The 18,432-nt window shown below is 37.4% G+C and carries 18 protein-coding genes; 6 read left to right on the forward strand and 12 right to left on the reverse strand.

Going from position 1 to position 18,432, the window contains the following annotated elements:
• Positions 1-117: 117 nt before the first annotated feature.
• From phnC to ACHABU_RS13895, 4 genes are all read left to right on the forward strand, one after another.
• On the forward strand, positions 118-894 hold the full coding sequence (gene phnC, locus ACHABU_RS13880) for a phosphonate ABC transporter ATP-binding protein (protein WP_435765493.1): 777 nt from the start codon (positions 118-120) through the stop codon (positions 892-894).
• The gene (gene phnE, locus ACHABU_RS13885) at positions 891-1,706 is read left to right on the forward strand and encodes a phosphonate ABC transporter, permease protein PhnE (RefSeq protein ID WP_435765494.1); all 816 of its coding nucleotides are present in this window, start codon (positions 891-893) and stop codon (positions 1,704-1,706) included. The genes phnC and phnE (ACHABU_RS13885) overlap by 4 nt, the downstream gene beginning before the upstream one ends.
• Positions 1,706-2,506, forward strand: a complete 801-nt coding sequence (gene phnE / locus ACHABU_RS13890; RefSeq protein ID WP_435765495.1) for a phosphonate ABC transporter, permease protein PhnE — start codon at positions 1,706-1,708, stop codon at positions 2,504-2,506. Before phnE (ACHABU_RS13885) ends, phnE (ACHABU_RS13890) begins: the two co-directional genes overlap by 1 nt.
• A 111-nt stretch (positions 2,507-2,617) precedes the next feature.
• Entirely contained in the window at positions 2,618-4,186 is a 1,569-nt protein-coding gene (locus tag ACHABU_RS13895) for a bifunctional metallophosphatase/5'-nucleotidase (protein ID WP_435765496.1), read from the forward strand.
• A 74-nt stretch (positions 4,187-4,260) separates the two neighbouring features.
• Here the strand turns inward: ACHABU_RS13895 and ACHABU_RS13900 are convergent, their stop codons facing one another.
• The 8 genes from ACHABU_RS13900 to ACHABU_RS13935 form a co-directional block, all read right to left on the reverse strand.
• Positions 4,261-5,142, reverse strand: coding sequence for a PepSY domain-containing protein (locus ACHABU_RS13900; RefSeq protein ID WP_435765497.1), 882 nt, complete (start codon positions 5,140-5,142; stop codon positions 4,261-4,263).
• A gap of 56 nt (positions 5,143-5,198) precedes the next feature.
• Positions 5,199-5,738: a PepSY domain-containing protein gene (locus tag ACHABU_RS13905; protein WP_435765498.1), complete on the reverse strand. Its 540-nt coding sequence runs from the start codon at positions 5,736-5,738 to the stop codon at positions 5,199-5,201.
• Between the two features lie 692 nt (positions 5,739-6,430).
• Positions 6,431-7,093 carry a PepSY domain-containing protein gene (locus ACHABU_RS13910; RefSeq protein WP_435765499.1) on the reverse strand — a complete coding sequence of 221 codons (663 nt, stop codon included), beginning with the start codon at positions 7,091-7,093 and terminating at the stop codon, positions 6,431-6,433.
• A gap of 91 nt (positions 7,094-7,184) precedes the next feature.
• A complete protein-coding gene (locus ACHABU_RS13915; RefSeq protein ID WP_435765500.1) occupies positions 7,185-8,540 on the reverse strand; it encodes an ATP-binding protein in 1,356 nt (451 codons plus the stop codon).
• Positions 8,540-9,229: a response regulator transcription factor gene (locus ACHABU_RS13920; protein WP_435765501.1), complete on the reverse strand. Its 690-nt coding sequence runs from the start codon at positions 9,227-9,229 to the stop codon at positions 8,540-8,542. The genes ACHABU_RS13915 and ACHABU_RS13920 overlap by 1 nt, the downstream gene beginning before the upstream one ends.
• Before the next feature lie 155 nt (positions 9,230-9,384).
• The gene (locus ACHABU_RS13925) at positions 9,385-9,705 is read right to left on the reverse strand and encodes a thioredoxin family protein (protein WP_435765502.1); all 321 of its coding nucleotides are present in this window, start codon (positions 9,703-9,705) and stop codon (positions 9,385-9,387) included.
• Between the two features lie 59 nt (positions 9,706-9,764).
• Entirely contained in the window at positions 9,765-10,583 is an 819-nt protein-coding gene (locus tag ACHABU_RS13930) for a DUF368 domain-containing protein (protein ID WP_435765503.1), read from the reverse strand.
• Positions 10,584-10,755: 172 nt separating this feature from the next.
• The gene (locus ACHABU_RS13935; RefSeq protein ID WP_435765671.1) at positions 10,756-11,877 is read right to left on the reverse strand and encodes a CapA family protein; all 1,122 of its coding nucleotides are present in this window, start codon (positions 11,875-11,877) and stop codon (positions 10,756-10,758) included.
• A gap of 354 nt (positions 11,878-12,231) precedes the next feature.
• On the opposite strand from ACHABU_RS13935, the gene ACHABU_RS13940 reads away from it, so the two are divergent.
• Positions 12,232-12,417, forward strand: coding sequence for a hypothetical protein (locus ACHABU_RS13940; protein ID WP_435765504.1), 186 nt, complete (start codon positions 12,232-12,234; stop codon positions 12,415-12,417).
• A gap of 34 nt (positions 12,418-12,451) precedes the next feature.
• On the opposite strand, the gene ACHABU_RS13945 is transcribed toward ACHABU_RS13940, so the two are convergent.
• Entirely contained in the window at positions 12,452-13,183 is a 732-nt protein-coding gene (locus ACHABU_RS13945; protein ID WP_435765505.1) for a YqcI/YcgG family protein, read from the reverse strand.
• Between the two features lie 143 nt (positions 13,184-13,326).
• On the opposite strand from ACHABU_RS13945, the gene ACHABU_RS13950 reads away from it, so the two are divergent.
• Positions 13,327-14,187, forward strand: coding sequence for a dimethylarginine dimethylaminohydrolase family protein (locus ACHABU_RS13950; RefSeq protein ID WP_435765506.1), 861 nt, complete (start codon positions 13,327-13,329; stop codon positions 14,185-14,187).
• A 95-nt stretch (positions 14,188-14,282) separates the two neighbouring features.
• Here the strand turns inward: ACHABU_RS13950 and ACHABU_RS13955 are convergent, their stop codons facing one another.
• Genes ACHABU_RS13955 through treC form a run of 3 tightly spaced genes read right to left on the reverse strand, consistent with a single transcriptional unit; the run spans position 14,283 to position 18,402 of the window.
• Entirely contained in the window at positions 14,283-15,965 is a 1,683-nt protein-coding gene (locus tag ACHABU_RS13955; protein WP_435765507.1) for a glycoside hydrolase family 13 protein, read from the reverse strand.
• Between the two features lie 49 nt (positions 15,966-16,014).
• Complete coding sequence (treR, locus tag ACHABU_RS13960; RefSeq protein ID WP_435765508.1) at positions 16,015-16,728, reverse strand: trehalose operon repressor; 714 nt, start codon at positions 16,726-16,728, stop codon at positions 16,015-16,017.
• Positions 16,729-16,740: 12 nt separating this feature from the next.
• Entirely contained in the window at positions 16,741-18,402 is a 1,662-nt protein-coding gene (gene treC, locus ACHABU_RS13965) for an alpha,alpha-phosphotrehalase (RefSeq protein WP_435765509.1), read from the reverse strand.
• Positions 18,403-18,432 lie beyond the last annotated feature (30 nt).

Here is an 18,432-nt window from a genome sequence, read left to right on the forward strand (position 1 = left end):
TTGACCAACTTCGAATAGGTTGTAAACAATTAAAAAAAGGGGAGTAATTACTCCCCTTTTTTCCTACTGTTCAGGAATAGAAGACTAACTTAGTCTATAATGGAGGAAATACATACAATGATTGAATTTAAAAACGTTGGACTGGTATACCCTAACGGCACAGAGGGTTTAAAAAATATAAATGTAACCATAAATGATGGAGAGTTTGTTGTCATTGTAGGATTATCCGGTGCGGGAAAATCCACTTTTATCCGTAGTATAAACCGCTTAGTAACCCCCACTTCGGGTTCTCTTCTTGTTGATAATGAAGACATTCTTAAATATCGTAGTTCCCATCTGCGAAAACTCCGCACAAAAACAGGTATGATATTTCAAAGCTATAATCTAGTAAAACGTTCCAACGTTTTAAAAAACGTATTGGCAGGTCGTCTTGGTCATACTGGTACATTACGTTCCATTTTTAATGCCTACAAAAAAGAAGATGTTGGTCTTGCCTACGAGAGCCTGCAACGTGTAAATATTGCTGAAAAAATTTATAGTCGTGCTGACGAGCTGAGTGGTGGACAACAGCAACGTGTTAGTATTGCTCGTGTGTTAACGCAGCAACCTAACTATATTCTGGCTGACGAACCTGTTGCATCCCTAGACCCACCAACATCTCACCAAGTAATGACCTATTTAAAAAAAATTAACAAAGAAGATAACATCACTACAATCGTAAACCTTCACTTTATTGATATGGCAATGGAATATGCTGATCGTATCATTGGTATGCGTGCCGGAGAAGTTGTCTTTGATGGACCAGTATCCGAAGTTACAGAAAATACTTTTGAAGAAATTTATGGCCGTACAATACGTGAGGATGACTTACGTGGGGGGGCAGATGAATCGTGACAACTGAAAACAACTCCATTACTCCGAGGGCTGTACCACCTATATATCCTGCAAAAATAAAAATGCAGGTCACACTTATATTTTTCGTTGTACTAGGAATCTATCTATTTAGTATGTTTTGGACACAACGACAAATGGCTGGTGGATTCGGTGGAGCAATCGGCAATATGTTTACGGTCGCCGAAAAGTTCTTCCCGCCCAACACAGCAGTAATATCAGCTATTTGGGGACCTATGGTAGAAACGATTCAAATGGCAATTATTGCAACCACGGTTGCTGCAATCTTAACCGTTCCTTTGGCTCTTTTAGCAGCAGAAAATGTAACGACGTTTAAGCCATTATACGTTATAACGCGAACATTCCTGAATATTTTGCGTACCATTCCAGATTTAGTATTGGCAGTTATCTTTGTTGGGTTATTTGGGATTGGACTCTTTCCTGGAATTCTTGCACTCATTATTTTTTCCTTGGGTATCCTGGCAAAACTCATCAGTGAGACGATTGAGTCTGTCGACATGAATCCGATGGAAGCAATGCGTGCATCGGGTGGTAACGTTTTTCAAGTAATTTGGTATGCATTAATACCACAAGTGTTACCCCAGTTTACTTCACTTGTACTCTATGTGTTTGAAATTAATATTCGTGCATCTGTTGTATTGGGATTAGTTGGTGCAGGTGGGATTGGGTTGATTTTGAATCAGCAATTAGGATTTTATAATTATCCGAATGCGATGATGATTATAATTCTTATCTTTGTAGTAGTTATTGTTATTGAATACATTAGTACGAAAATAAGGGAGGCATTGTTATAATGAAGAATTATTACTTACCTCCAAAACCAAAGAACACCATATATAAAAATATTAAAAACATAATAATCGCGCTTTTTATTCTAGCTATGTATATCTGGACCTTCGTCAGTATAGACATTGATTGGGGACGCGCAATCGAACGTGCAGCCAACAACTTCAGTCGTGTGATACCAAGGCTGTTCAGCCCAGACTGGTCTGCAACAGGTGACGTTGCAATGAGTATGCTTGAAACCGTATTTATTGCGTTTGCTGGCTCCTTAATGGCAGCAGTTTTGGCGGTTCCTTTAGCATTTCTTGCAGCTCGGAATATGATGGGTGGCATTATTTTTTCAACAATTGGTAAGTGGATTCTATCCGCTGTACGTGCCTTCCCGGATATCATTTTAGCAATATTATTTGTAGTTGCTGTTGGACCGAATGCATTTGCAGGGGTACTGGCGATTGCTATTGGTTCAACAGGAATGCTTGGAAAAATGTTCGCAGAAATTATTGAGTCAATTGATATGGATGTAGTTGAAGCAATGGAAGCAAGCGGAGCCAACAAATTACAGATCTTATTCTATGGTGTTATGCCACAGATTACGCCTGAATTCCTTTCTTATGCCATCTACCGTTTTGAAGTGGATATACGTGCCTCCTCCATTCTTGGTATTGTAGGTGCAGGTGGAATCGGGACAATGATCATCTTTGCCTCTAATAACCGGAACTGGAATGAAATGGGAACCATCCTATTGGCCATTATTATTGTCGTAACAGTAATTGACTTTGCTTCCGCAAGAATCAGAAGAAAAATCATCTAATCGTGAATGTTTTAAGGGTTGAGAAATTATATTTTTACGAGTACGATGTCCCAGAGGAAGTTTTTTACCCTTCTTTGGGACACTTTGCTTTTATAGAAAGGATGCAACGTATTGCAAACAGCTAAAATCACCCTACTTTATACAAGTGATATTCACGGGAATGCAATGCCTATTTTATATGCAACAAATGAAAAGGCAGATATCGGATTAGTCAAATATGCATCTATTGTGAAGGAAGAAAGACAGAATACCGAAAATCTTATTGTCATCGATAATGGTGATCTCATTCAAGGAACACCGTTAATGACTCATTATGTAAAAGAACATCGTGATAAAGAAAATCCCATGATAGGAATTATGAACCGAATCGAAATTGATGCCGGAGTTATCGGAAATCACGAGTTTAATTTTGGAGATAAGATTCTAGCGGATGCAATTAATCAATCTGACTTTCCATGGATTTCAGCAAATATACTGGATAAAACTACAAATAAACCGAAGTTTGGCCCTCCATATATCATTAAAAGGCTACAAAATGGTATCAAGGCAGCCATCGTTGGTGTTACAACGCATTATATTCCTAACTGGGAGTCTCCTAGTCATATTAAGGGGATTGCTTTTGCCGATGCGTTTTCCATACTAAATAAATGGGTTCAACATATTCGAGAAGTTGAAAAACCAGATATTTTGATTGCTTCGTATCATGGAGGCTTTGAACGTGATATTGAATCAGGAGAACCCACAGAAAAACAGACCGGAGAAAACCAAGGCTATCAAATGTGCCAGCAGATTGAAGGAATTGATATATTGCTCACAGGGCATCAACATCGCAGATTAACTGGATCAATAAATGATGTACTGATCATGCAACCTGGGAATAATGGACAGGGTTATGGAAAAGTCGAATTGCAGTTGGAATGCAATAACGATACATGGAAGATAACAGATAAAACCGGAAGCCTTCATGAATTAAAACATGCAGACACGAATCAAGAAATAGTAGACTATATGAAGGGCTTGGAAGAATCGACACAACAATGGCTGGATGAGCCGATCGGTCAGATTAAAAGTGATATGCTCATCGATGATCCTTTCCTGGCGAGAATTAACAAACACGCTTTTATCCAGTTCATACAGGAGGTTCAGATGGATGCAAGTGGTTGCGATATTTCTGTTACTTCGCTTTTAAATAACACGTCAACTGGCTTTGGATCTGTCGTTACAATGAGAGATATTGTTTCTAATTATATGTATCCAAATACACTGGTTGTTCTTGAACTGACTGGAAAGGATATTAAAGATGCGCTGGAAAAAAGTGCGGAGTATTTCATAGCCATGAATGATAAGGTAGCTGTGAATCCAGCGTACATCCATCCAAAACCACAGCATTACAATTATGATATGTGGGAAGGAATTGAGTATACGATTCACGTATCCAAGCCTGTAGGATCAAGAATTTTAAATCTGAGTTATCATGGGGAGCCTCTTGACTTAAAGCAAAACTATCATGTCGTTCTAAATAATTACCGTGCATCTGGTGGTGGAAATTACCACATGTTTAAAAATAAACCTGTTGTGAAAAAGATTCAACAAGATGCAGTTGAGCTAATCAGGGCATATTTTGAAAAGAAACAGGTTGTAGATCTACTCGTAAAAAATAACTTCTCAGTAATCGTTTAAAAATAAAACGGTATTATTTTATAAATAAAGAAACCAAGCTGTGATCTCATTTCAGCTTGGTTTCTTTATTTATATCAATCGTCATCATCGTCGTCATCTGTATCAATTTCGATTACCAAAACCGCCCCAGTATAAGCATCAATTTCAACCTCTGCTTCCTTATTCCCATTTTTTATTTCAACTTCATAAATTGAACGACCATCATCGTTATCAAGCTCAATTTCTTCTACATTTCCAGAAAACTGGTCAAGCGCAATACTTTTTGCCTTACTTTCTCCAATAACAGCATTTTTGGCCGGCTTCTCTGGCTTTTCTACAGCTTTGTTATTGCTCTCCGCTTTCTTTGGAGTTTTTGGAGCAGGTGCAGTTTTAGTTGCAGAATCAACTTTGGCTGTTTCGGTATTGGATTTTACATTCTGCGTTACCTTGGTACTATCCTGATCATCCGAATTATCGTCATCTTTCACTGCCTTTTCTTCGGTTATTTTTGGACTTTTTTCGGCTGTATTTACTTCTTTAGCGCTATCATCTTTGTTACCATCATGATTGTTTTCTTTTTCTTCCATTGGATGCTCTTCGTTTGGCTTTTCTGTGAATTTCAACTCAGTAGCATCTTGATTCGTACTTTCTTTATTTGTTACTGTTTTTTCATCCGACGCTACCTTCTTTTGCAAGGCTTTTTCAGTTAGATTTAATACTTCTCCCGTATTTCCGTCAACAGATAATTCATATTCTTTACCTTCAATACCAATTTCGACTTCATAGATTGGACTCTTGGCTTCCTTATCCAGTTCCAGTTCCGTTATTTCTCCCGGATACTGATTCTGTAACTGAGATCTTACATCTTTTAGTGATAGATTTGGGTCAGCCTGGACAGTGCCTGATTGAGAAAATCCAAGTCCTAAGATAGCCGCTGCAGCCATAGTACCAATTATGATACCGAATTTATTATTCATTTTTTCCCTCCGAATTATTATTTTCGTTAAAATGGAAAGGATAACCTTTTAATAACTCAATCTTTATCTATTTCCATCTCCATGATTTCACCTGTAATCGCGTCAATTTCAAATTCTGCTTCTTTATTGCTATTTTTAACATCAATTTCATATATCAACTGATTATCGTCTATATCCAGTTCGAGGTCAGTAACTGTTCCATCAAAATTTTCTAATGCAATCTTTCTTGCTTTTTCATCACCAATAACCTCTGAATTAACATTGGCTCCATTAGTTGGTTCCTCTAAATGGTTATCGTCATCTCTATCAACATTTTCGCTTTGTTTTTCTTTTAATACTTCACCAGTATCACCGTCTAACTCTAATTCGTATTCAACTCCATCACCCTGTACTTCTACTTCATAAATTACTTTGTTAAATTCGTTATCTCTTTCCATTTCTGTTATCGTTCCAGGGTATTGATTTTGAATTAATTGGCTTACTTCTTCTGTCGATAAAGTAGGATCTACTGGCGCAGCCTCTGATTGATATATACCAAATCCAAATACACCAGCAACTGTTAATGTACCTAATGTAAGAACTAATTTTTTATTCATGATACTTTCCTCCTTGTTTTCTTGTTACCTTTATACTATCCATCTCACCTGAAAGTCCCATGTGAATAAGATTAGAAATTGATGAGAAATACATGAAGTTACTATCATTTAGGAGCAGTGCTTTTTATTTCAAAATAAGAAAGTATGGTTTCTAGAAAATTATTTTTTAGTCACAAAATCTATAAACTCCGAAGTAACTGCTGGTTGGTTTCTATCGGTATGCAGAAACTTCGGCGATCGCTCTGGGAAATACACTGCGCTTTTCGCGGGCGGCTGGTGAGCCTTTCCTCCCGCAGAAGTCTCCGTGTATTTCCCAGAGCTGATTAGATGTTTACAAACTATTAACTGCATTAGTGATTGCTATAAAAATCTCATAAAACAGCTTCACCAGTCCGGGTGAGCGGCGGGCGGTGACTCCTGCGGGAACAAAGGTTTTCGGTGGGGCGAGTAATCGCAGTCCCAGCACGTGTCCGAAGACCAGAAGAGTGGTTTTCTCATCGGGGCTAAGGCCGTGCCCTAAGGATGCGCATCCGCCCAGAGCGATCCCGGACGGCGATAGAAGCACACGATTTTGGATATCAGCTAGTAGTTACTTCGCATTTCATCTCAACTGCGAAGTTTATAAAGCAGCAAGCAATACAAAAATTCCAATAAAAAAACTGCCGGAATTTTATGCTGGCAGCTTTAACATGTTAGTCATTGTCTTCTTCTTTATCAATTTCCAACACTAGAACGTTTCCAGTGTAGGCATCAATTTCTACTGTTGCTTCGTCTTCTCCATTTTCAATTTCCACTTCGTAAGCATAACGCCCTTCGTCTTCATCCAACTCAATTTCAGTTACGGTCCCTGACCATTCAGCAAGTGCTATTTCCCTTGCCATTGCTTCACTGATCATTGCATTACTGGAATCTTCCTCCGTATTAGTATCTTCCTTTTGACTAGGCTCTTGCTTTTCATTGGCACTATCTTCTTGCTTTTGTTCTTTCGATGGACTTTCATTTGTCTCTGATTGATCCTGTTCTTTCTCTTTATCACTATTGTTATTTTGAGCGTTATTATTTGGAGTTACTAATTCATCTACTTTTAAATCAATAACTTCTCCCGAGTTTCCATTGAGTTTAATCGTATATAGATTCCCATTATTTTCTAGTTCGACTTTATAAAAAGCATCCTTAGCGTCTTCTTCATATTCTAATCCTAGAATTGAACCTGGGTACTGTTCCAGAACCAGACCGCTAATTTCATCTGATGATAATGTCGGTTCTGCAGACGTAGCACCAGATTGATATAAACCGAATCCTAATACTGCAACTGCAGCTACTATAGATAAAGTAATTATTAATTTTTTCTTCACCGTTTTTTCTCCTTCCTTAACACCATCACCCTATCACAAGATCATGAATTTGACCTGTGAATTAGATTATAATTTGATGAGTAAGGGGCTTCTAGCTATCAATCGGTAGACGAAGTGAAAATGTTGAGCCTTCTCCTAATTTACTTGATACGGTAAGCTCACCGGAATGTTCTTCCGTAATTATTTTCGAAATTGCCAAACCAAGGCCACTTCCACCTGTCTCTCTGCTTCTAGCCTTATCCACACGATAGAAACGATCAAATATCCGAACATGCTCTTCTTCAGGAATACCGTCTCCATGATCTCTTACTTGAAAATAGACATCATGATTGATTTTTGAAATACTTATATTGATTTGATCACTACTATATTTTATCGCATTCTCAATGAGTATATAGATAACCTGTTCCAATTGACCTCTGTTTCCCTTCACAAATAAATCCTCAGCATTTTTTTGGAAAAAGAATTCGCGTGAATAGGCCCGTTGAAATTTAGCTATCGTTTCTTCTGAAAGTAAACCTAAATCAACCCTTTCCATGTTCGATGATTGTTTATTCTTTGCAAGTGAAAGCATTTGTTCCACCAGTTTGTTCATACGATCTGCTTCGGAGTCAATTGCTTCAATGGATTCTTTAAAAAGTTCCGGATTGTCACTTCCCCGTCTTGCCAGAAGCTGTGCATAACTTTTCACAATCTGAATGGGAGTCTTCAACTCATGGGAGGCGTTGGAAACAAAAATCTCCTGTTTTTCAAAGTTATCACGTAAATAATCAATCATTTCGTTGAATGTCATTTCCATTTCATAGAGCTCATCCCGTGACCGGTTATCCAAATCGAGTTTTTGCCAAATGTCATGCTTTGTATTATCTTTCATTGCTTGTTTTAACTTCTGGATTGGATTTAATAAAAAGCGACTAAGCAATGACCCCGCAATTACAGATGGCACTAACATCATTGCTCCTGCTAAAACCAATACATAGAACAAAGTCGTCATGGTCTCTTCCAGATGAACGAGTTGATTAGACATCTGTAATGTTACAACTTCACCTGAACCCCAAATGATTGGTTTGGTTATCACCGCAATATCCGGGCTATTTTGACTAGAAACAATTGCTTGAGATTCAGCTGTCGTGTATTCCAACGGTAATTTTTCGTAATCTTCAACTTTTGTTGTTATGGGAACTTTATAGCCGCCATCTTCATCAATAATCCGAATCGTTCCATTTGTTGGCAGATATGCATTAATTAAGTTACCCGCTTCTTCATTAGTTATTTCAGGGTTTTCGGCGAAGGTTACTGTAAGCGTCTCTGCATGAACAGCTAATTGTTCAAGTTCACTGTCTGCTGCTGTTTTTTGAAAAAGAAAGTAGATGGATGTATTCACAAGTAAAATGAGTACAAGCATAAACAAACTGGAAAAAGTTTGAATTTTTGTTCTTAATTTCATTATCCATTATCCTTTATTGTATATCCGACACCTCTTACGGTCTGGATATATGCTTTATCATAATCTTTATCCACTTTTTTTCGTAAATAGCGTATATAAACATCGACTACATTGGTATCGCCAAAATAATCAAATCCCCATACTTGCTCAATCAACTTGTCCCTGCTCAGTACAATATTCTTATTCTTTAATAGGCATACAAGCAGATCAAATTCACGTGGTGTCAATTCAATCGTACTTCCATTTCGCTTCACTTCATGGCCGTTCAGATTCACTGACAGATCTCCTACAGCCAATACATCTTCATTGACCTGCTTCGTTACTGGTTTTCTTAAGTGTACACGAATGCGCGCGAGTAGTTCCTCAATTTGAAATGGTTTCGTTATATAGTCATTTGCACCAAGATCCAGGCCACTTACCTTATCATGGACCTCATCCCTTGCAGTCAGTAAAATTATTGGCGTACGATCGTCTGTCTTCCTAATTCTTCGAAGAACCTCCAATCCGCTCAATTCAGGAATCATAATATCCAATAAAACTAAATCCCATACTTTTTCCTCAATTAATCGAATAGCTTCTTTTCCATTAGCTGCTATTTCGGTTTCATAATTTTCATATTCTAATTCCAATTGTAGGACACGGCTTATTTTCGGTTCATCTTCCACAATCAATATTTTTGTCTCGCTCATTTTCACACCAGCTTTCTATCTATCTCCATCTAAAATGGTATTTGTAAACTATTTTATATTTATTATACTAATAAACAGATAATAACACGATATCATGGTAGAAAAATACAAAATAAAAACACGATCATCCGGTTAATGAATGATCGTGTTTTTATTTAACCCAGCTGCTGATGTAGGAATTCTGTTACAGACTCAGGTGATTTGGTATAGGCGCTATGCTGATGTGCAAGCTTTTCTCCACTTTGGAAGATAAGTACGCTCGGAATACCCATTACTTCATATTGTTCAGCCAAACCTGTGACTTCATCACTGTTGACTTCATACCATTGATAGTTCTTAAATTCTTCCTGAACTTCTCCGATAAACATATCCATTCGTTTGCAGTCCGGGCACCAGTCCGCAAAGAATTTAACGATGACAGGCTCTTCACTCTCAATAATTTTATTAAATTCCTCTACAGTTTGAATTGCTTCCATGATAATCACTCCTTTATATCCATTGTATCGATTACACCTCATAATGTCTTATGGTTTGCTTATGTCTCCTTATATTCGACTCTACCGAGAATGTATGCGACGAACAAACCAGCTGCAAAGGTACCTACACTGAGCAATACGAAGGAAGTACTTGTTGGCCATCCAGGATACACCACGAAGATGGATCCGATTACCAGTCCAATAATTACAGCAAACGTTCCACTGTAAAAATTCTTTAAAAAGTAGGCGATCACTTTACTCATTACAATAAAACCTATCGCAATTCCGAGACCAGTTACTGCAATAATATCAAGTTGAAGATTACTGATTGCAGAAATAATGGTTGCATAAACACCTATCAGCAGTAACATAAAGGACCCACTAATCCCAGGGATAATCATTGCACTGCTGCCTATAAACCCAGAGAAGAAAAGAAGTACATAGGTAGGTGCAGTAACATTCTCAATAACTTCCCCCTCAATCGGATTAAAGAAAGCCATAGATGCGACGACTACCACACCGATTAGAAGCAAAAAGTAATGCTTCGGTTTAAAATTATGCTTTGCCTCCGCTTTATGAAACAAATACGGTAAAACGCCCAATATTAATCCAAGAAAGAAAAACTGGGTTGGGCCCGGATAATGTTCAAATAACCATTCGATGACATTGGCCAATAAAAAGATAGCTGTTAATATACCAAGACCCAAGGGAATCAGAAAACCCAAATGTTTCTTCCAATCCTTACTGAATAAACCATTGATCGAAGTAATCAGCCTATCGTATATACCAAGTAAAACTGCGATTGTACCACCACTGACACCAGGAATAACATCACTGGCTCCCATCATTAAACCACGGTAGAAATTTTTCCATTCCATTTCTAATATTCTCCTCTATGTAACTTCTTAAATTAATTACGATAATAACAATAATATCAAAAATAGTCCTTTTTTTATAGAATAAGCTACCTACCAAGGTACTTTTGTTTCAATAAAAAACCATCTAAATAACCTTTTTGAAATTTAGATGGTTTCATTTCATCTATATTCGTTATTTTTCCACAAACTCCAAATCTGGCATCCATTGCGACATATGGTTTTTAATTTCTATATATTGTTCTTCAGCGCCTGCAAGGTCTTTGTCCGTTAACTTATACATTGGTATAACTTCATAATCAATCCAGTCGGATCGAAAATTTACGAAAGTAGGCATAAACTTCGGTGAATGTATCTCTATATCCTGCTCATCTCCGAACACCGTTTTCGTGATGGAGAATGTAAGAACTCCACCTATCCGCTGATATAGATCTTGCTGGTTCGATAGGAAATTCCCTAATGAATAAGCAACAAAGGTTTGATTACCATCCTCACCCGTAACCCATTCCATTGGTTGCAATACATGGGGATGATGTCCGATGACCACATCCACACCCTGATCTGCAGCAAATTGAACAAGATCTTTTTGTGTATCATTAGGAAATCGTTCATTTTCATTCCCGAAATGAAGACTTAAGACGATAACATCTGCCTGCTCCTTTACCTGTTCAATTTCACTCTCGATACTTTTTTGATCTATTAAATTTACTAAATAACCCTTTCCTTCAGGTACCGGGATACCGTTTGTTCCATACGTATAAGATAAGAAAGCAATAGAGATCCCTTCTTCTGTTTCGTAAACTCGCAGCCTATCCTTATCCTGCTCATTTTTATATGCTCCTGCATACATCATATCGATTGTTTCCCAGTGATCGATAGCATTTTGTATTGCCGCTTCTCCACGATCTAACGTATGGTTATTAGCAAGTGTTACCACATCAACGCCAACATCTTTTAAAGCATCACCAACTTCATAGGGACTATTAAAAGAAGGATAGGTTGATAAGCCTAATTCTTCTCCACCAATCATTGTTTCCTGGTTTGCAACTGTAATCGTAGCATTGTTCAGATATGGCCTAACTTCTTCGAGCATAGGTAAAAAATTATAGCCATTTTCCACCTTTGCATCTTTATAAACAGGACTATGTATTAACATATCGCCAATAGCAGACAACGTTATTTCATGCGCTTCTATTTTATGTTCTTTCATTTGAAGACTCGTTTGTTTGGATGGAACATTTTCTTCACTGCTGTTTAATGCAGCTTTCGTTTCCTCTCCACAAGCTCCCAAAACCATAGCGACAATAATTATAAGGAATACACCGATTCTTCCTCTTTTATGGGGATAGCACTTACACAGGGATTGGTAATGGCTAGTATGTTCGCTTATATAATTCATAGGTAGTTCTCCTTACTATTTTTCTTACATCATATCACTTTATTACAGGTACTTACAGATTTATTCAAAATTCGTTCAATTTTACAGCTTCCTATACTTCATTCGACATACTCCTTTTAGCTTAGTTAAAACGATTCAATATAAATGTCATTCAATAAAGAGTTTGATATAATGAACTAGCATAAATTCACATAATATTTCATATAAATTCGCATATTTTAATTAAAATATCTTTTACCTATAGTAATGGGGGTGCTATGTTTGAAACGCTATTTAACAGCTATTCTAATGGGATTAAGCGGAATTATTATCGTAATCGGCATCGGTTTGGATCTTTATTGGAGTGGTATCGTGTCATGGGGGTTGGCAATTATATTATTGTTATTTGCAGCCTATTATTCCAAATACATCCCAAATGATAAGCAGAGCAAAGAATAAACGAGAGAAACTGCATCAAACAGTCTCTCTCGTTTTATTTAGCATGAAAGGGACATTTCCCCTCTATTGGTTTGATATCATCTCCGATAAAGAATTGCTTCCATTCTCTATGTTTTTTATCCCCGTAATGGCTAATATTCGGGTGTTTCGGGAGACCATCCCATTTTTCAACTCTTTCCCTTACCCTTTCACGAGACATTACTCCGCTTTGCTCCGTTCCTTTCAACCCTTCAAATATTTTACGTGGTTGAAAACCAATGATCAGACTGTTTCCCAAGTCCCTTGTTTTTCTCTGCTTATAGGCTGGTGCGTTTCCAAATGCAAAATAGGGTTCCTTGGCAAAACAAAAATTCCATAAATAATGATCGGGATCTTTCGGATAATCGGACGGCCACTCGTGTTGGTCAAAGTCATGAAGGTATTGAAGAACGTTCCAGAAGTATTCCCGGTAATATTCCAGAGGCTTTTCTTCCTTCTCCGGTTCAACGAACAAAAAGAATCCGTGTCGTATCATCTTTTTCTGATTATCGAACAGACGATTAAATTCTTCGAGCATCATTGGTAATTGGCTCCAGTCATTATGCGATATATAGCCATATCTTAATTCTCCCCTTTTCTGCCCCGACATTCCAAAATAACACGGAAAGGTCTTATCTGTTACAATGCTCTCAAAGGTTTTATATTCTTCTTTCAACCAATCTGGTAAATTATCTGTGTTGGATTCCATATCATCTTTTGTAAGTAAATAAGTAGCTGTTTTGTCCATGACGCTTCCTCCTATGTAACTTTAATATATATCTGATACTAAAAAATACCCTCACTGGATTTTTTCAAACTATTACGTAATAATGTTTATAACACATAATATCAGGGAAAACTCAGTTAGATTATGTATTGGAGGATAAGTAAATGAAGAATGAAACAGCAATGGAAAATACGCTTGAAGTTAATTGCCGGAATGAATATGATCCACTGAAACAAGTCATCGTAGCTTCCCCACGTTATATGGAAATCAAAGAAGTAATTAATAAAACACAAAGGCATTACTTAAATGAAAATATTAACATAGATAAAGCCGTTCGGCAGCATGCACACTTTATACATACCCTTGAATCAGAAGGTGCCAATGTAGTAATTTTAGAAGCAAAGAAACAATTAAATGAACAGGTTTTCACACGGGATATCGGATTTACAATAGGAGATCGATTCTTTGTCTCATCCATGAAGAAGGATATACGCAGACAAGAAGAACGTGTATTAATCGAATGGTTAACACTTGAGCAAATCTCCTATTATCGATTTGCTACGCCTTCGATTGAAGGTGGCGACGTAATCGTGGATAACACAAAAATTTGGGTTGGCCAAAGCGATCGAACTTCACCAACAACCATCGAACTTCTGGATGAGCAACTTCCTAATCATACGGTTACTCCCATTCTAATGAGAAAAGATATTCTTCATCTCGATTGTATTTTTAATGTTATAAGTGAAGATACTGCTTTAATTTACTCCCCTGCAATGGATGAGGGTTCTTATAACATCTTAAAATCTTCGTACAATTTGATCGAAGTGACAGAAGAAGAGCAATTCAACATGGGTCCTAATGTACTTTCGATTGGTAATAAGAAACTAATCAGTTTACCTGAAAACAAACGGTTAAATCAAGAATTAACACGAGCGGGTTTTGATGTAATTGAGGTACCTTTTTCAGAAATTATAAAGTCTGGTGGGTCATACCGTTGCTGCACCTTACCATTACTCAGGAAGTAGCAGAAAAAGCATTAGCCGGTAAGTTATCGGTTAATGCTTTTTCTTTTAGGGAAATTTGTTGCTTTTACAGATATAAAATACGACGTAACTTTAGATTAAATCCCCTTGTATACTCTTGCTTCATACGGTTTTAGGGTGAAGCTTGTTGGATCACTCGCCTCTTCCATATTATAGTTGCCTATGATCCGTTCCTTTGGTTCAAAATTAACATTATCCGGTAAATTAAATAGAACCTCTTCTTCACTGAAGTTTGTGATTACTAGTAATTTTTCATTTTCTAATGTACGCATGTATGCATAAATTTTGTCATGATCCGGTAAAATTAAGTGGTAATCACCATATACAATAATTGGATGCTTTTTCCTCAGTTTTATTAATTTACGGTAATAGTGATAAATTGAAAATTCATCTTCAATTGCTTTTTCAGCATTGATCTCTTTATAGTTGGGATTTACTCTTATCCACGGTTTTCCCGTTGTGAAGCCACCAGCAGGTTGACTATTCCATTGAAATGGAGTCCTTGCATTATCCCGTCCCTTTACATTTATGGATTCCATTACTTTATCATGATCCTCATTACCTTCTATCACTTTTTCATGATACATATTACGGATTTCGATGTCTTCATAGTCATCGATGGAATCAAATCGGACATTTGTCATTCCTATCTCTTCCCCTTGGTAAATATAAGGTGTTCCTTGAAGCATATGGAGGAATGTTCCAAGCATTTTCGCTGACGCTGCCCGGAATTCCTTGTCATTTCCAAACCTGGAAACGATTCGTGGTTGGTCATGGTTATTCCAATATAGACTATTCCAGCCAGTACCATGTAAACCCGTTTGCCATTTAGAAATATTTTCCTTTAAATCGGTTAATTGCAATGGTTTCAAATCCCATTTGCCACCCGTGCCCGAATCTAAATTCATATGCTCAAACGTAAAGACCATCTGTAACTCTTTCCGTTGATGATCTGTATATTTTTTTGCTTCTTCCACATCGACACCTGGCATTTCACCAACAGTCATCACATCATAGTTTGATAATACTTCCTTATTCATTTCCTGCAGAAATTCATGAATACGGGGGCCATTTCTGAATAACTTACCACCAGATACATACTTTTCTCCTGGTTTTTCGGCACCATCGGGTAATCCCGGTACCTTAGAGATAAAATTAATAACATCCATGCGGAAACCATCAATCCCTTTATCCAACCACCATTTCATCATGTTGTATATTTCTTCCCGTAGCTTCGGATTCTCCCAATTCAAATCGGGTTGCTTTTTACTGAATAAATGCAAATAATATTCCTTCGTATTCTCATCATACTCCCAGGCAGATCCGCTAAAGGATGACTTCCAATTATTTGGCTCTTTTCCATTTTTTCCTTCACGCCAAATATAATAATCGCGATAGGTATTATCTTTTGACTTCTTTGCTTCCTGAAACCACATATGTTCATCGGAAGAATGGTTTACAACAAGATCCATAATGAGTTTCATCCCTCGATGATGTATTTCGTCCAGCAACTCTTCCCAATCTTCTATTGTCCCAAATTCATCCATAATGCCATAATAGTCGGATATATCGTAGCCATTATCATCATTTGGGGATTCATATACCGGCGATAGCCAGATGACATCTACACCTAAATCTTTTAAGTAATCAAGTTTTTCTGTAATTCCTTTGATATCACCAATACCATCTCCATTGCTATCATGAAAACTCCTTGGGTAAATTTGGTAGACGACACTTTCCTTCCACCAGTTCTTCTCCATAAAAATTTCCTCCAATGATAAGGACACCGCTCACTAAAGAGGCGGTGTCTTAGTTTTTAACTCTTCTGGCAAAGTCCACAAACTTGAATTTATCCGGTCTATGCCTCGACTCTGTGAATTGGAATAAATTGGCATCATCTAAATAAACGTGGCTTCGAATAACTACTACATTCGAAAACCCTTCAAGGTCTAATAATTTACGGTCTTCTTCTGTTGGTTCCTCCACTACAATTTCTTTCTGTGCAAAACCAATCACAAGTCCTAATTCATTCTCGATATAGTCATAAATCGAACGCTCACAGATTTCCTTCGATAGTAAGGGTACGTATTTTTCGTTGAAGTAATCTTTATCCAATATAATCTTCTCACCGGAAATTTCCCGGACTCGTACAACATTCCATATCGCATTAGAATTGGAATTCAGTATTTCTGTTAATTCATTTTCCGAATCTAAATAACCGAGCTTTTCTACCGTAGTTCTGCTGTTAAATTGTAATTTCTCTGTCAGTTCTGTATAGCTCTCAATACCGGAGACCGGAAACGAGAACTTATTAAAATCAATAACTACCGAACCTTTGCCACGAATTTTTTGAATATACCCATTCTGCGACAACAGGTTGAGCGCTTTTCTTATCGTTTCCCGTGACGTACGATAATGATCCGTTAATTCATTCTCAGAAGGAAGCATGGTTGAAACTGGCCAAACATTTGCCTGTATTTTTTTCACTAAATCTTCATAGATGGTTAAATATTTTTTTTGCATCTTATTCCCTCATCATTTTATATAATAGACAATGGACTCATACGGTCTTAAGTTTAATTGCTCCAAGTTTTTAGGAGAATCATCGTAATTAGACAACAAGACCTCTGGACTTGCAATCGCTTTTTCCAATTGCAAATCAACCGTTACTTCTTTCCCATAGAAATTACTGATCACGATTAACTTTTCCTCATTCCAGTTCCTTGTATATGCAAAGATTTGAGGATCTTCCTCAAAAAGTAATTGATAGTCCCCGTAGGAGATAATATCATATTTTTTCCGTAATTCGATTAACTGCTGGTAATAGTAAAATATCGAATTTGAATTCTGTAACGTTTTTTCCGCATTGATTTCAGGATAGTTATCGGCTGCAGAAATCCATGGTGTTCCACGCGTAAACCCTGCATGTTTATCAGCTGACCACTGCATCGGTGTTCTTGCATTGTCACGTGATTTTTGTTGTAGAATACCAATGATTTCTTCTTCTGTTTTCCCTTCACTTTTCAATGCTTTGTACGCATTTAAGGATTCCACGTCACGATAATCTTTCATGGAAGTAAAGTTTGGATTCGTCATCCCAATTTCTTCTCCCTGGTAAATATATGGCGTTCCTTTCATCATATGGAGCGTTGTAGCGAGCATTTTTGCTGATTCCGAGTGATATTTTTGTTCATCACCAAATCGGGAAACAACGCGGGGTTGATCATGATTGCACCAGAACAGTGCATTCCAACCGTCCCCTTCATGCATCCCTACTTGCCAGTCTGAAAGGATGTTCTTCAATTCAATAAAATCAAAAGGTGCTTTTGTCCATTTCTCACCATTTGGGTAATCAACTTTTAAATGATGAAATTGGAATGTCATTGTAAGCTCCTGGCGCACGGGTTTCGTATACAATACACAATTTTCCAATGTAGTCGATGACATTTCTCCTACAGTGAGCATATTGTGCTTTGCGAAAACCTCCTGATTCATTTCATGTAAATATTCATGAATACGTGGACCGTCTGTATAGTATTTGCGTCCATCTCCCCTATTATCGCTAGGGAAATTCTGATTTTTTGAAATAAGGTTAATGACATCGAGTCTGAAACCATCGATTCCCTTTTCAGCCCAAAAACGCATCATTTCAAAAAGCTTCTCTCGTAGGTTTTCATTCTCCCAGTTCAAATCTGCCTGTGTCTTGTCAAATAAATGCAAATAATATTGCCCTGTTTTTTCATCCATTTCCCATGCAGAACCACCAAATTTTGACTGCCAATTATTTGGCACTTCTCCATCTGCTCCATCCTTCCAGATGTAGAAATCACGAAAGTCATTGGCTTTGGATAATGCAGCCTGCTGGAACCATTCATGGTCTGTGGATGTGTGATTAATAACGAGATCCATAATGAGTTTCATCCCACGTTTATGTGTTTCATCCAATAATTCTTGAAAATCTTCCATCGTCCCATATTCTGGCTCGATGGAATAATAATCACTAATATCATAGCCATTATCTTTTTGGGGGGACTGATATACCGGTGTCAACCAAATAACGTCGACACCGAGTTTCTTAATATAGTCCAATTTCGATATAATCCCTTGGATATCACCTGTTCCATTGCCTGTTGTATCGTGAAAACTTTTGGGGTAAATTTGATATACTACTGATTTTTTCCACCATGCTTCACTCATGTTTTCACTCCTTATTCTAGTTGTTTTGTA

This window comes from Oceanobacillus sp. CF4.6, from assembly GCF_051262635.1.
Lineage (GTDB): Bacteria > Bacillota > Bacilli > Bacillales > Amphibacillaceae > Oceanobacillus.